The organism is Rhizobium sp. 05N430 (assembly GCF_056396985.1).
The window spans coordinates 1-14,889 of record NZ_JBFTMO010000004.1 but is presented as its reverse complement, the minus strand read 5'-3'; the positions used below and the strand labels follow the sequence as shown (position 1 = coordinate 14,889).

Annotated in this window: 10 protein-coding genes; 7 read left to right on the top strand and 3 right to left on the bottom strand. The window is 60.6% G+C overall.

All coding sequences use genetic code 11. The annotated features are described in order from the left end of the window. Positions 1–358 precede the first annotated feature (358 nt). From AC1DJO_RS10505 to AC1DJO_RS10485, 5 genes are all read left to right on the top strand, one after another. Complete coding sequence (locus tag AC1DJO_RS10505) at positions 359–1,633, top strand: aspartate kinase (protein WP_112386085.1); 1,275 nt, start codon at positions 359–361, stop codon at positions 1,631–1,633. Positions 1,634–1,725: 92 nt separating this feature from the next. Beyond that, positions 1,726–3,993: a phosphoenolpyruvate--protein phosphotransferase gene (gene ptsP, locus AC1DJO_RS10500; RefSeq protein WP_477970351.1), complete on the top strand. Its 2,268-nt coding sequence runs from the start codon at positions 1,726–1,728 to the stop codon at positions 3,991–3,993. Between the two features lie 28 nt (positions 3,994–4,021). Then, positions 4,022–5,101: a peptide chain release factor 1 gene (prfA, locus tag AC1DJO_RS10495; protein ID WP_477970349.1), complete on the top strand. Its 1,080-nt coding sequence runs from the start codon at positions 4,022–4,024 to the stop codon at positions 5,099–5,101. Further along, positions 5,098–5,970, top strand: coding sequence for a peptide chain release factor N(5)-glutamine methyltransferase (gene prmC / locus AC1DJO_RS10490; RefSeq protein ID WP_477970347.1), 873 nt, complete (start codon positions 5,098–5,100; stop codon positions 5,968–5,970). Before prfA ends, prmC begins: the two co-directional genes overlap by 4 nt. A gap of 337 nt (positions 5,971–6,307) precedes the next feature. Then, positions 6,308–7,057 (top strand): DUF4167 domain-containing protein, encoded by a 750-nt coding sequence (locus AC1DJO_RS10485; protein ID WP_477970345.1) that lies wholly within the window; start codon positions 6,308–6,310, stop codon positions 7,055–7,057. A gap of 135 nt (positions 7,058–7,192) precedes the next feature. Here AC1DJO_RS10485 and AC1DJO_RS10480 read toward each other — a convergent pair whose 3' ends face one another. Further along, on the bottom strand, positions 7,193–8,071 hold the full coding sequence (locus AC1DJO_RS10480; RefSeq protein ID WP_477970343.1) for a MurR/RpiR family transcriptional regulator: 879 nt from the start codon (positions 8,069–8,071) through the stop codon (positions 7,193–7,195). A gap of 215 nt (positions 8,072–8,286) precedes the next feature. Here AC1DJO_RS10480 and AC1DJO_RS10475 point away from each other — a divergent pair, with 215 nt between their 5' ends. Further along, complete coding sequence (locus AC1DJO_RS10475; RefSeq protein ID WP_112386079.1) at positions 8,287–9,192, top strand: S1C family serine protease; 906 nt, start codon at positions 8,287–8,289, stop codon at positions 9,190–9,192. A gap of 240 nt (positions 9,193–9,432) precedes the next feature. Further along, positions 9,433–12,033: an ATP-dependent chaperone ClpB gene (clpB, locus tag AC1DJO_RS10470; protein WP_112517657.1), complete on the top strand. Its 2,601-nt coding sequence runs from the start codon at positions 9,433–9,435 to the stop codon at positions 12,031–12,033. Positions 12,034–12,133: 100 nt separating this feature from the next. On the opposite strand, the gene AC1DJO_RS10465 is transcribed toward clpB, so the two are convergent. Both AC1DJO_RS10465 and AC1DJO_RS10460 read right to left on the bottom strand, forming a co-directional pair. Continuing rightward, entirely contained in the window at positions 12,134–12,265 is a 132-nt protein-coding gene (locus tag AC1DJO_RS10465) for a hypothetical protein (protein ID WP_310296048.1), read from the bottom strand. Positions 12,266–12,486: 221 nt separating this feature from the next. Further along, positions 12,487–14,424 carry a M23 family metallopeptidase gene (locus tag AC1DJO_RS10460; protein ID WP_477970341.1) on the bottom strand — a complete coding sequence of 646 codons (1,938 nt, stop codon included), beginning with the start codon at positions 14,422–14,424 and terminating at the stop codon, positions 12,487–12,489. Positions 14,425–14,889 lie beyond the last annotated feature (465 nt).

The window sequence follows — 14,889 nt, the reverse complement described above, 5'->3', positions numbered from 1 at the left end:
GGAACGGGATCGAACATAACCCCAAGGTGTTATGACGAACGGCTGTAAAAGATGCCTGCGGGCCTTTCCAAATGCCTGTCCGGCTCACGATCGAAAACTTTGAGCCACCGTACCGCCAATCGCCTGAAGGCGACCTTGCCACCCCCCTGCAAAGCCGCTAAGAGACGCCGCAACTTGAGCCCTTGGGCGCCAAGGCTTTAGAAGCGTTCCAGAACTCCCAATTCGAGCGCTCCGGCCTGCGGTCCGACTGGCTTTGGATGCCGGGTCTGGCGATCGTCTCTCCCGGTGGTTTGTCAATGGCGCGCGAGCTTCCGGAAAATCCCGATCCGGTATCAGGCGCTGGCTGTGGTAGAGGCTTATGGCACGCATCGTTATGAAATTCGGCGGAACATCCGTCGCCGATCTGGACCGCATCAAGAACGTTGCCCGCCATGTGAAACGCGAAGTCGACGCGGGCCACGAGGTCGCGGTTGTCGTTTCGGCGATGTCGGGCAAGACCAACGAGCTGGTCGGCTGGGTGCAGAACATGCCGAAGGTCGTCGGCGCCAACTCTCCGTTCTACGATGCGCGCGAATACGATGCCGTCGTTGCTTCGGGTGAACAGGTGACTGCCGGACTGCTGGCGATCGCGCTGCAGGCGATGGATATCAATGCCCGCTCCTGGCAGGGCTGGCAGATCGCCATCCGCACGGACAATGCCCACGGTGCTGCCCGCATACAGGAAATCGATGGTGCCGACATCGTCAAGCGCATGGGCGAGGGACAGGTTGCCGTCATTGCCGGCTTCCAGGGTATCGGCCCCGATAATCGCATCGCGACGCTCGGCCGCGGCGGTTCTGACACCTCTGCCGTTGCCGTTGCCGCGGCGTTGAAGGCTGACCGCTGCGATATCTATACCGACGTCGATGGCGTCTACACGACAGACCCGCGCATCGTGCCGCAGGCGCGCCGCCTGAAGAAGATCGCCTTCGAGGAAATGCTCGAAATGGCATCACTCGGCGCCAAGGTTTTGCAGGTTCGCTCGGTCGAGCTTGCCATGGTGCACAAGGTTCGTACCTTCGTGCGCTCCTCTTTCGAAGATCCCGATGCTCCGGGCATGGGTGACTTCTTGAATCCGCCCGGAACGCTGATTTGTGACGAGGATGAAATCGTGGAACAGGAAGTAGTCACCGGCATCGCCTATGCCAAGGATGAAGCTCAGATCTCGCTTCGCCGTCTTGCCGACCGGCCGGGCGTTTCCGCCGCGATCTTCGGACCGCTGGCCGAGAACCACATTAATGTCGACATGATCGTCCAGAATATTTCCGAGGACGGATCGAAGACCGACATGACCTTTACGGTTCCGTCGGGTGACGTCGACAAGGCGATCAAGGTCCTGTCGGACAACAAGCCGGCTATCGGCTACGACGTTGTCCAGCACGAATCCGGCCTTGTGAAGGTATCCGTCATCGGCATCGGCATGCGTTCGCACGCTGGCGTTGCCGCAACGGCCTTCCGCGCGCTTGCGGAAAAGGGTATCAACATCAAGGCGATCACCACGTCGGAGATCAAGATTTCTATCCTGATCGACGGTCCGTATGCGGAACTCGCTGTCAGAACTTTGCATTCCTGCTACGGTCTGGATAAGAATTGATTCCCAGCGGGCGGGCCGCCCCTTCGAGATGAAGAGATGCGGCCGGTTCTGCTGGCCGCATTAGGCGTTTGTTTCGGGGAGCTTGAGACGCAATGAGAGACCTGTCCGGTGGTCCGCGCGTACTGCTCAAGCGGTTGCGCGAGTTGATGGCGGAACCGCTGGAGCCGCAGGAGCGACTCGACCGGATCGTTCGCCAGATTGCCGGCAACATGGTTGCCGAGGTCTGCTCGGTCTACGTGCTGCGCGCCGACGGCGTGCTCGAACTCTATGCGACCGAAGGTCTGAACAAGGAAGCCGTTCACCTTTCGCAATTGAAGATGGGACAGGGTCTCGTCGGTACAATTGCCGCTTCCGCGCAGCCGCTCAATCTTTCCGATGCGCAGTCGCACCCGGCCTTCCGCTACCTGCCGGAAACCGGCGAAGAGATCTACCATTCCTTCCTCGGCGTGCCGATCCTGAGAACCGGGCGCTCGCTCGGGGTTCTCGTCGTGCAGAACAAGGCCAGCCGCAATTATCGCGACGAAGAGCTGGAAGCGCTGGAAACGACGGCGATGGTGCTCGCCGAGATGATCGCCACCGGCGAGCTCAAGAAGATTACCAAGCCGGGCCTCGAACTCGATCTGACGCGTGCCGTGACGATCGACGGCGATACCTATAATGAAGGCATCGGTCTCGGTTACGTCGTGCTGCACGAGCCGCGCATCGTCGTCACCAATCTGCTGAACGAGGATTCGGACAAGGAAATCCGTCGCCTCGCGGAGTCGATGGGCTCGCTCAGGCTGTCGATCGACGATATGCTGTCGCGCCGTGACGTCTCCATGGAGGGCGAGCACCGCGAGGTTCTCGAAACCTACCGGATGTTCGCGCATGACCAGGGCTGGGTGCGCAAGCTGGAAGAAGCGATCCGCAACGGCCTGACGGCGGAAGCGGCCGTTGAGAAGGTGCAATCGGACACCAAGGCGCGGATGATGCGCCTGACCGATCCCTACCTCCGCGAACGGATGCATGATTTTGAGGATCTGGCCAACCGCCTTCTCAGGCAGCTGACCGGCTATAGCGGCCGGACGACCGCTGACGGCTTCCCGAACGATGCGATCATTTTTGCCCGCGCCATGGGGGCTGCCGAACTACTCGACTATCCTCGGGCGAACGTTCGCGGTCTCGTGCTGGAAGAGGGCGCGGTGACGAGCCATGTGGTCATCGTTGCACGCGCCATGGGCATTGCTGTCATCGGCCAGGCAGCGGGCGTCGTTGCTTTGGCGGAAAATGGCGACGCGGCGATCGTCGATGGTGACGAAGGTCATGTTCACCTGCGCCCGATGCAGGACCTGCAGCGCTCTTACGAGGAGAAGGTGCGCTTCCGTGCCCGCAAGCAGGAGCAGTTCCGCGCCTTGCGCGCTGTCGAACCCGTTACCAAGGACGGCAAGCGCATCGCGCTGCAGATGAATGCCGGTCTGCTGGTGGATCTGCCGCAGCTGGCGGAATCCGGTGCCGAGGGCATCGGCCTGTTCCGCACCGAGCTGCAGTTCATGATCGCCTCGACGATGCCGAAGGCGGATGAGCAGGAAAGCTTTTACCGCAACGTGCTGAAGCAGGCGGCCGGGCGCCCGGTGACGTTCCGCACGCTGGATATCGGCGGCGATAAGGTCGTTCCCTATTTCCGTGGCCACGAGGAAGAAAACCCGGCACTCGGCTGGCGGGCGATCCGCCTGTCGCTCGACCGTCCGGGCCTTCTGCGCACCCAGCTTCGTGCGATGCTCAAGGCTGCCGCCGGAACCGAGCTGAAGATCATGGTGCCAATGGTCACCGAGGTTTCGGAGCTCAAGGCAGTCCGCGAGCTGTTGCAGAAGGAAGTGCAGCATCTTTCCCGCTTCGGCCACGGCCTGCCGCGCAAGCTGCAGTTCGGCGCGATGCTAGAGGTTCCGGCGCTGCTCTGGCAGCTGGACGAACTGATGGAAGCGGCGGATTTCGTTTCTGTCGGCTCCAATGACCTGTTCCAGTTCTCGATGGCTGTCGACCGCGGCAATGCGCGCGTTTCCGACCGTTTCGATACGCTCGGACGTCCGTTCCTGCGGATCCTGCGTGACATCACCCGCGCCGGCGAACGCAACAACACGACCGTGACGTTGTGCGGTGAGCTAGCCGGCAAGCCGATCTCGGCAATGGCTCTATTGGGGATCGGTTTCCGCTCGGTCTCGATGTCGCCGGCCTCGATCGGGCCGGTGAAGGCGATGCTGCTCGGGCTTGACGTTTCGGCGCTTTCGAAGCTGATGGACGAGGCCCTCGACGATACGCATGCCACGGAATCCGTGCGCGACATTCTTGTCCGTTTCGCCAGCAGCCACAATATTCCCCTTTAGACAACGATAAGAAGAATTGGAGTGAAGGGTGGCGAAGCTTCCCCTGGAAAAGATGCGCGAGTTGGAACGCCGCTTCGGCGAGATCGAAGCGCGCATGTCCGCCGGTCCTGCGGCCGACGTCTATGTAAAGCTCGCCTCTGAATACTCCGAGCTGCAGCCCGTGGTCGGCAAGATCCGCGCCTATCAGAAAGCCGTGGATGAATTTGCCGATCTGGAAGTGCTGCTGGAGGACAAGTCTGTCGATCGCGATATGCGCGAGCTGGCGGAGCTTGAATATCCCGATGTGAAGGAGCGGATCGAGGGGCTGGAGCAGGAAATCCAGATCCTGCTGCTGCCGAAAGATGCAGCCGACGAGAAGAGCGCGATCCTGGAAATCCGCGCCGGAACCGGTGGTTCCGAAGCCGCGCTTTTTGCCGGTGATCTGTTCCGGATGTACGAGCGTTTTGCGGCTGCCAATGGCTGGAAGGTCGAGGTCCTCTCGTCGAGCGACGGTGAAGCCGGCGGCTTCAAGGAAATCATTGCGACGATCACCGGCCGCGGCGTGTTCGCCAAGCTGAAGTTCGAATCCGGGGTACACCGTGTCCAGCGCGTGCCGGAGACGGAAGCGGGCGGGCGTATCCATACATCGGCCGCGACGGTGGCCGTTCTGCCGGAAGCCGAAGAAATCGATATCGAGATCCGGGCGGAAGATATCCGCATCGATACGATGCGCTCGTCCGGTGCCGGCGGCCAGCACGTCAACACGACGGACTCTGCGGTGCGCATCACGCACCTGCCGACCGGTATCGTCGTCACCAGCTCCGAGAAGTCGCAGCACCAGAACCGGGCGAAAGCGATGCAGGTTCTGCGGTCGCGTCTCTACGACGCGGAGCGCCAGAGGGCCGACAGCGAGCGTTCTGCCGACCGCAAGAGCCAGGTGGGCTCCGGCGATCGCTCCGAACGCATCCGAACCTATAATTTCCCGCAGGGCCGCATCACCGATCACCGCATCAACCTGACGCTCTACAAGCTCGACCGGATGATGGTCGGCGAGATCGATGAAGTCGTCGATGCGCTGCTGGCCGACTATCAGGCAAGCCAGCTCGCCAGCCTCGGCGAACAGCAATGACGGCAAGTGGGCGAACGGTTTCGGCGGTTCTTTCCGAAGCCCGCCGCCGGTTTTCGGAGGCAGGAATCGCCGATCCTGCAACGGATGCTCGTCTGCTCGTGGCCGGATTGCTCGGCCTGTCGGCGACGGAAATGCTGACGCGGGCGAACGCGGTTCCGGCGAACGACAGGATTGCGGCGATCGACGCGGCCATCGAGCGGCGGCTGCAACACGAACCCGTCCACCGCATTCTCGGCGAGCGTGAATTCTACGGCCTGCCGCTGTCGCTGTCGGCAGGCACGTTAGAGCCGCGGCCCGATACCGAAATCCTCGTCGACGTGATGCTTCCCTATTTAAGGAGCCTTGCAAGTTCGGGCGCCGATCTCCATATCCTTGATATCGGCACGGGAACGGGGGCGATATGCCTAGCGCTTTTGAGCGAATTCCCGCAAGCCAAGGGAATTGGCAGCGATATCTCTTCTGATGCACTGGCAACAGCGAAAGCAAACGCCGCAAGAAACGGGCTTCAGGGACGCTTCGAGGCTTTGCAATCCAGCTGGTTCGAGAACATCGATGGGCGCTTTCACGCGATCGTCTCAAATCCGCCCTATATTGCTTCCAAGGTCGTTCACGATCTCGCTCCCGAAGTGACGAAATTTGATCCTGTGGCCGCTTTGGATGGCGGTCCGGATGGGCTTGACGCCTACAGAGCGATAGCCAAGGATGCAGCGAGGTTCTTGCGGCCAGACGGTATCGTCGGACTGGAGATCGGATACGATCAGCGGGACGACGTCACTGCGGTTTTCGAAGCTGCAGGCTTCCAGCGTCTCGCGTCCATCAAAGATTACGGCCAGAATGACCGGGTGCTCGTGTTCGCACTTAATGTCTGAGCGACAAATTGCAGCATTAAACAGGACGATATTGCTATTGCGAAGAAAAGGCTTGGATTTCACCGGGAAGCAAGATAGGTTGCGCTCACGCGTTGGGCACCCAAGAAGGAACGAAGATTCGTTCGGTACTTGGTCAGCCTCGGGGGTCCACTCTTTTAAACGAGAGTTTCAAAGGTTGAACACGACCCAATGCGTGAATCAGTCAATATGACTTGAGAACAAGCGGCAGGTCGGCGCGAAGGCGCATCATGCTTGCGGCACGAAAGCTCTGACCGGTTTCCGGCATTGCGGTCGGTGCCTTAACTCCACACAAACAGAGAATTCAGGTGAACGATCGATGAGGCCAGGACAGCAGAACAAGCGCGGTCGAGGGCGTGGCAGCAACAACAATGGCGGCGGCGGAAGCAATAATAACAACAACTTCAACCGCAAGGGTGGCAATCCGCTGACACGGACCTACGACAGCTCGGGTCCGGACGTAAAGGTTCGCGGTACGGCCCAGAACATTGCTGAAAAATATGCTCAGCTCGCCCGTGATGCCCAGAGCTCCGGCGATCGCGTCATGGCCGAGAACTATCTTCAGCATGCCGAGCATTATAACCGCATCATCGCGAGTGCTCAGGCGCAGATGCAGGAGCGCTTCCAGCGCGACGAGCGCGGCGAATACCAGGACGGCGCCGAGAATGGCGACGATTCGGATGGCGATAGCGACGATGTCGTCGTTGTTCAGCCGCCCCGCGATCAGCAGCAGCCGCGCGAACAGCGCGAGCCCCGTGAACAACGCGAACCTCGTGAACCCCGCGAGCAGCGGGAGCCCCGGGAACCGCGCGCCGAACGTGAGCCACGCCGCGAAGCGCCGGCTCCGGCCGTCGCTGCCGAGGTTATCGACGGCACGGGTCCGCAGCCTGAGATCGAGGGCATTCCTGTCGAGGTTTCGATGGAAGAGGAAGGCGGCCAGTCGAGCGAGCGCCAGCCGCGCCGCCGCAGCACCGGCAGCCGCCCCCGTCGTCCGCGCCGCGCCAGCGGTGAGGGTGAAGGCGAGGCCGCAGCCGACGCTCCCGCACTGGCTGACGCCGCTTCGGAATAAGCATTTCTGCTAACGGAATAAGAAAGGCCGCCTTGAGGGCGGCCTTTTTCGTTGAGTCTTCCCGTTCTAGAAAGCGATCGAGGCATTGAGGAAGAATGTCCGCGGGTGGCTGACAAATTTGCCGCGGTTGTCGCATCAGTTCTTGCGCTCTACTTTTGCCCGCAAGCCTGCAAGCCGGCGCTTTGTCTCGATCGCACGAGGCTGATTCCTGACGGCAACGCCGTAGGCAAGCATGTCGCCGGTGACGATGGCGCCGAGGGTCCAGCTTGCGAGCTTGGACGGGGAACCGATGCAAGTCAGCAGCGCATCGACCTTGTCCTTGTAAAGCGCACGCAGCTGAACGCCGCAGACGAGGATGAGCTTGCAGCCGATCTCGCTCATCTGGCTGGCAACCATCGAAAATTCGGGTGTTTCATGCACCGCATTGAAAAGCACGACGACATCGCTTGCACGGAGATCGAGCAGATCGTTGGCAAGCGTGAAGCCCGATGCGCCGGACCATCTTGTTCTCAACCCGGCGCGGCTGAGTGCCATGGCGCAATGGCGGGCCTCGACCTCGGCGGTCCCCATTCCAAGACACCAGACGGTATCGGCGCCTTCCAGCAGCGACACGGCTGCGGACAGCATCTGCTCATCAAACTGCTCCTCGGTCGAGGTGAGAACCTCGCGGGCTGTCGCGAACATCTGTTGCGCGACTTTCGGTAGTTCGCTGCCGGTGCCGCGAAAGCGTTGTTCCAGGCGGTCGCTGGTCGGAATGGTCTTTGCCATCGTGCGGCTGCATACGCGTTTCAGCTCCGGCAGGCCACTGAAGCCGAGGCGGCGCGCCGTGCGGATGACGGTGGCGTCGCTGGTGCCCGCATCGGAGGCAATCTCTTCGGCGCTCTTGAAGATCAGCACGTCGATCGGCAGCGCAACCAGATATTCGGCAACGGCAAGCTCCGAGCGGCTCAGTTGCGTTCTATGCTGGTCGAAATGCTGCTTGAGCACGCCAGAGGCCCGGTCGCTTGTTTCCATCTGCTTCCCCTCATTGCGATCACGGAATCGCGAATATCCGAATTTTCTGCTGATAGATACGGAAAATCACCGGCTTAGCCATGGCGGGATGTCATCCCCGCACGGATCTGTGATTGCAAAGCTTGCGCTCGCGGCGCCCAGTTCATACCTTTATATCAGTGCGCTGTCCTGACAGCCCCGCTTTCGGCCAGCGCATCTGCGGTCAGGATAAAGAGATGAATACAGATCAGATTTTGCGGTCAATTGTGGCCGTTCGCTCCTCCATAGCCGAGGATGCCTTTACCGCTGCAACGCTCGGCACAGTCAGAGAGGGCAGCGGCGTCGTCATTCGCGAAAACGGCCTTGTGCTGACCATCGGCTACCTGATCACTGAAGCCGAAGAGGTCTGGCTGACGCGCCAGGATGGTCATGTTGTTGCCGGGCACGCGCTTGCCTATGATCAGGAAACCGGCTTCGGCCTGATCCAGGCGCTCGGTGCGCTCGACCTTCCTGCACTGCCGCTCGGCAATTCATCGGACGCCAAGGTCGGTGATCCCGTGATGCTGGCTGATGGTATTGGGCAGTTCGTCCGGGCCAATATCGTCGCCAAACAGGAGTTCGCAGGCTACTGGGAATATCTGCTCGACGAGGCGATTTTCACGGCGCCCGCTCATCCCTCTTGGGGCGGCGCTGCTCTTGTCGATGCCGAGGGCAAGCTGCTCGGCATCGGTTCGCTCCGGCTGCAGATGGCAAAGGATGGTGACGTCGCGGATATCAACATGACGGTGCCGATCGATCTTCTGCGCCCGATCCTCGACGACCTGCTCAATCGCGGCCAGATCAACAAGCCTGCGCGGCCTTGGCTCGGCGCTTTTTCGGCGGAGAACAACGGCGAGGTCATCGTCATGAGCGTGGCGCCGGATGGTCCTGCTGCCAAGGCGGGGCTGAAGCGGGGTGACGTTATCTCCGAAATCCGGGACGGCGAAGTGGAAGGACTTGCGGATTTCTATCGAAAGGTATGGGAAAGCGGTTCGGCCGGTGCCGAAATCCCGATGCGCGTGCTGCGCGACGGGCGCGAGGCCTGGTTGCGGATCAAGTCCGCCGACCGCAACAGCTTCCTCAAGAAGCCGCAGCTTCAATAGGTCTTCGGCGTTCTGCGCGATGCGTTTCGCGGCGCTTGAAAAATCCTGAGCGAGCGGCAGCAATCGCTGCCGCTTTTCAATGCAATCCCCCTTTAAACTGCTGCGATATCCCACCATATTCGTCTCCGATTGCTTCGCCGAAATCCCAAAGCGGTGGAGCCGGGCTTGCCTTTTCAGGGAGCTCAATCTCAATCATCGGCCTGTGCCTCTTCAGGGCAGGGCGATCCATGGAGGTACAGCATGAATATCGAAAAATACTCCGAGCGCGTTCGCGGCTTCGTCCAGTCCGCTCAGACCTACGCTTTGGCCCAAGGCCACCAGCAGTTTACGCCCGAGCACGTGCTGAAAGTGCTGCTCGACGACGATCAGGGCATGGCTGCCTCGCTGATCGAGCGTGCCGGCGGCGACGCCAAGGCCGCGCGTCTCGCCAATGATGCCGCTCTTGCCAAGCTTCCCAAGGTTTCGGGCGGCAGCGGCAACATCTATCTCGCGGCACCGCTTGCGAAGGTTTTCTCGACGGCCGAAGAGGCTGCGAAGAAGGCCGGCGACAGCTTTGTCACCGTCGAGCGGCTGCTGCAGGCGCTGGCGATCGAGTCTTCCGCTTCGACATCTGCGGCGCTGAAGAGTGCCGGCGTTTCGGCGCAGAGCCTCAACCAGGTCATCAACGAAATCCGCAAAGGCCGCACGGCAGACTCCGCCAATGCCGAACAGGGCTTCGATTCCCTGAAGAAATACGCACGCGATCTCACTGCCGAGGCCCGCGAAGGCAGGCTCGATCCGGTCATCGGCCGCGACGATGAAATCCGCCGCACCATCCAGGTTCTCTCCCGCCGCACCAAAAACAACCCGGTGCTGATCGGCGAACCCGGCGTTGGCAAGACGGCCATCGTCGAAGGTCTGGCGCTGCGCATCGTCAATGGCGACGTGCCCGAAAGCCTCAAGGACAAGAAGCTGATGGCGCTCGATATGGGCGCGCTGATTGCTGGTGCGAAGTTCCGCGGCGAGTTCGAGGAACGCCTGAAGGCGGTGCTGAACGAAGTTCAGTCGGAGAACGGCGAGATCATTCTCTTCATCGACGAAATGCACACCCTTGTCGGCGCCGGAAAGGCCGATGGCGCGATGGATGCGTCCAATCTCTTGAAGCCTGCTCTTGCCCGCGGCGAGCTGCATTGCGTCGGTGCGACCACGCTCGACGAATACCGCAAGCATGTCGAGAAGGATCCGGCTCTTGCCCGCCGCTTCCAGCCCGTTGTCGTCGATGAGCCGACGGTGGAGGATACGATCTCGATCCTGCGCGGCCTGAAGGAAAAATACGAGCAGCATCACAAGGTTCGTATCTCGGATTCGTCCCTAGTCGCGGCTGCGACGCTGTCGAACCGCTACATCACCGACCGGTTCCTGCCGGACAAGGCGATCGACCTCATGGACGAGGCGGCTGCCCGTCTGCGCATGCAGGTCGATTCCAAGCCGGAAGAACTCGACGAACTCGATCGCCGCATCATGCAGCTGAAGATCGAGCGTGAAGCGCTGAAGAAGGAAACCGACGTTGCCTCGGCCGACCGGCTGAAGCGGCTGGAGACAGAACTCACCGATCTCGAAGAGGAAGCCGATGCCCTGACCGCCCGCTGGCAGTCGGAAAAGCAGAAGCTCGGCCTTGCAGCCGATATCAAGAAGCAGCTCGACGAAGCCCGCAATGAGCTGGCGATCGCCCAGCGCAAGGGTGAATTCCAGCGCGCCGGCGAATTGACCTACGGGGTGATCCCGGAGCTCGAGAAGCAGCTTACCGATGCCGAAAAGCAGGATGGCGATCGCGGCGCGATGGTGCAGGAGGTCGTGACCCCCGACAATATTGCCCATATCGTTTCCCGCTGGACCGGGATCCCCGTCGACAAGATGCTGGAAGGCGAACGCGACAAGCTCTTGCGGATGGAAGACGAGCTGGCCAAGTCGGTGATCGGTCAGGGTGATGCGGTACAGGCCGTGTCGCGTGCCGTGCGCCGCGCCCGTGCCGGTCTTCAGGATCCGAACCGGCCGATTGGCTCGTTCATCTTCTTAGGCCCGACCGGCGTCGGCAAGACCGAGTTGACTAAGGCGCTCGCCCGCTTCCTGTTCGACGACGAGACTGCGATGGTGCGCATGGATATGTCGGAGTACATGGAGAAGCACTCCGTGGCCCGGCTGATCGGTGCCCCTCCCGGCTATGTCGGCTATGACGAAGGTGGTGCGCTGACGGAAGCCGTCCGCCGCCGGCCCTATCAGGTCGTGCTGTTCGACGAGATCGAGAAGGCGCATCCGGATGTCTTCAACATCCTGCTGCAGGTTCTCGATGATGGCCGCCTGACCGATGGTCAGGGCCGCACGGTCGATTTCCGCAACACGATGATCATCATGACCTCGAACCTGGGTGCAGACTATCTGACCCAGCTTTCCGAGGGTGAGGACAGCGAAAACGTTCGCGAACAGGTGATGGACGTCGTCAAGGCGCATTTCCGTCCGGAGTTCCTGAACCGTATCGACGAGATCATCCTGTTCCACCGCCTGAAGCGTGAGGAAATGGGCGCAATCGTCGATATCCAGCTGAAGCGGCTGGTGGCTCTGCTCTCCGAGCGCAAGATCATCATCGATCTTGACGAGGATGCGCGCAACTGGCTGGCCAACAAGGGCTATGATCCGGTTTATGGCGCCCGTCCGCTGAAGCGCGTGATCCAGAAATATGTTCAGGATCCGCTGGCCGAACAGATCCTGTCGGGTGAAGTGCCCGATGGTTCGACGGTCAAGGTGACGAATGGCTCCGACCGGCTGCTATTCCGGACCCGGCAGACCGTCAGCGAAGCGGCGTAAACCGCACGCGCTTGATGATGAGATGATGTGCCGTCCCGCGAGACATCCGGGGCGGCATTTTCATGCGCGCCGATCGGTCATTTTGCGGTCTTCCGACGTGTCAGGCCGTTTCGCCAGCCGCCTGAACGCCGCGCAGGCTTGCCGCTTCCATCAGGGAGCGGGCAATGGCATTGCGCAGCAGAAAGGCGTTGGATTTGGTTCGTTTCTTGTCCAGGGCCTGTGCCGCGTCCATCAGGAGAAATCCTTCTTTCGAAAGGATTTCATGCGCCTTGCATAATGCCCACGTTTCGAATGTATCGCTCGATTCCATGTCGCCCGCCAAATCATTTAGCTAAACCGATGCCGAATCACTTTCGAATATTCTACTTCAAACGGATTCTACTTGAATCGAAATTTTCACAGATGAGTTCTACTCGCCCGTGCCAGCATTGGCCTGGATGAAGACGGTTGACGCTACTTGCTGGCGACCTGATCGACCGGCTGGTTGTTGAGCAGCGTATCGATACGCTTGCGCTCGTCCTGGAACTTCGCCAGCGCCTCGCCATCCAGCGATTTTCCGCCGGGTAGGCGGATGCGCAGCGGATCGACCTTGGTGCCGTTGACGATCATCTCGTAGTGAAGATGCGGGCCGGTCGATTCACCTGTCGTGCCGACCCAGCCGATCACCTGACCCTGGCGGACCTTGGCGCCGGGAACGACGCCCTTGGCGATGGCGCTCTGGTGGTTATAGGAGGATTCATAGCCGTTGGCGTGGCGGACGATCGTCTGGTTCCCGTAGCCGCCGGAATCCCAGCCGGCCTTCTCGACGACGCCGTTGCCGGTGGCGATAATCGGCGTGCCGCGAGGGGCAGCCCAATCAACGCCGGTATGCATGCGGGCGAAGCCGAGGATCGGGTGACGGCGCATGCCGAAGCCGGATTTGAAAATACCGTTCGGAACCGGGTTGCGCAGCAGGAACTGGCGGATGCTCTTGCCGTCCTCGTCGAAGTAGTCGATGCTGCCATCATCGGCCTGGAAACGGTAGAAGCGGATCGCCGTGTCGCCGAAGCGGGCGTTGACATAGAGCAGTTCGGAATCGTCGGTGGCCTTGCCTGTCGAGTCGGCGACCGAGAAGAAGGCTTCGAGGAAATCGCTCGATTTCAGCTGTGCCTGGAAATCGACATTGGCGGCCAGAAGCTTGATGATCAGCGCCGTCATATCTTTGGTCATGCCGTAGGACAAAGCGGCCCGATAGATGCCGTCATAGACGCGCGGCAGATTCTGGCCCGTTGGTACGGAAAGCGTATCGTCGCTGAAGGCGGTCGCCACCGCGTCGAGATGCGGCGGTTCGCTGGCGACGACGAAACGGCCCTTGTCATCGAGCGCGATGGTGACCAGATGCCTTGCGCCACGATAGACGCTGGCGCGGATCAGCCTTGCCTGTTCGCCCTTCTGGATGATGCCGATGCGCAGCACGTCGCCTTTCGAGAGCTCTTCGCTGCCGAGCGGCTGAGAGAGGTAGCCCGACAGCATTGTGGCCTGCGGCTCGGGGTAGCCGGCATCGATCAGCGCCTTGGCGATCGGAACATCCTGGCGCGCCGGGATGATATCGTCGGCAAATTCTTCGGTTTGCGGGGTGATCGTTTCAGGCGCCGAGACCGTCATGTTCTGCTCGAGCACGCGGGCGGAAAGACCGGCGGTCAGATCGACATCGTTGTCTTCGTTGGAGAAGCGCTGCGGATCGACGTAGTAGAGCGCAGCCACCTGCGATGAGCCGTCCGTTAGAACGGAACCGTTGGAACGGACATTTTCTTCGACTTCTTCCAAAGACATGCCGGCGGCAACCTTGAGGTCGCTCTTGCCGGTCGGGAAGGGCACGGACTTAAGGGCGACTTCGGATTCGACATCGGAGCCATAGATGGCGCCGGTGCGTTGTGCTGGTGCCGGTAGCGGCTCGTCAGCGGAAAAAATCGAGAGTGCGTCGAAGTCGGGATAATCCTCGGTCGCGACATGGTTTGCGGCAAGGCGCATCTTCACATGCGAGAAAGGCTGGCGGCGCACCACTTCCTTGTCGCCATCATGAACGACTGTCGAGACCTCCATGATCGCCTTGTCGGAAGGCTTGGCGGCAATTGCAGGGGCAATCAGCCGTCCGCCGCGGGTTACCGCGGCATCGTCATGGGTGTCTGCATTGACATTGGCATAGGCTTCCGCCGGGATTGCCAGCTGCTGGCGGCCGTCAAGGGCGGCGAACAGGGCGACTCCCATCAGGATGCTCGAGGTGATACCCGTCAGAAAGGTGCCGGAAAGCCAGCGGAGCGAAACCTCGCGCTTGTCGGGCGCACGCCTGCCATCGGCGAGAAGCGGCGGCTCGTTACCCAACGAGCGGATCATCATCTTCTCCGTCATCATGGCAGCTGCGTCCGCGTCCTTTCATGGGCTTCTTCGGGGCCGTACCGGCTGGGCCTGAAGATGTGCATATTTTGCGCACGCGAGTCAAATCAGGTGCCTTATGACTGTAAGACCTGAAACTGGCTCGAATGCTGCGTCCTTATCCGTATCGATTGTGCTTCTGTCACGGCGGAATGATGGCGCCCCACAATTTTGAAGGGGTAAGCGGGCAAATACCGGGCGCTCTGGCTGCTTTTAGCACGTCCATCATCGTGCCCCGCGCCATCCATTTCGAATTATATTACAATTACAATAGCTTACGAGAAACATTGGAATTCTTTATTTGTTGCTGTTGACTGTTTGCGGGGGTTAGCCGTATAAGCCGCGTCACTGAACGAGGGCGGCGGCGCTGCAGGCGACGAAGTCTTTCGCTCTAGGATTTCTTGAAGGTTGGCCTTTGAGGCTGATTTATTCCCAGGCTTTCGG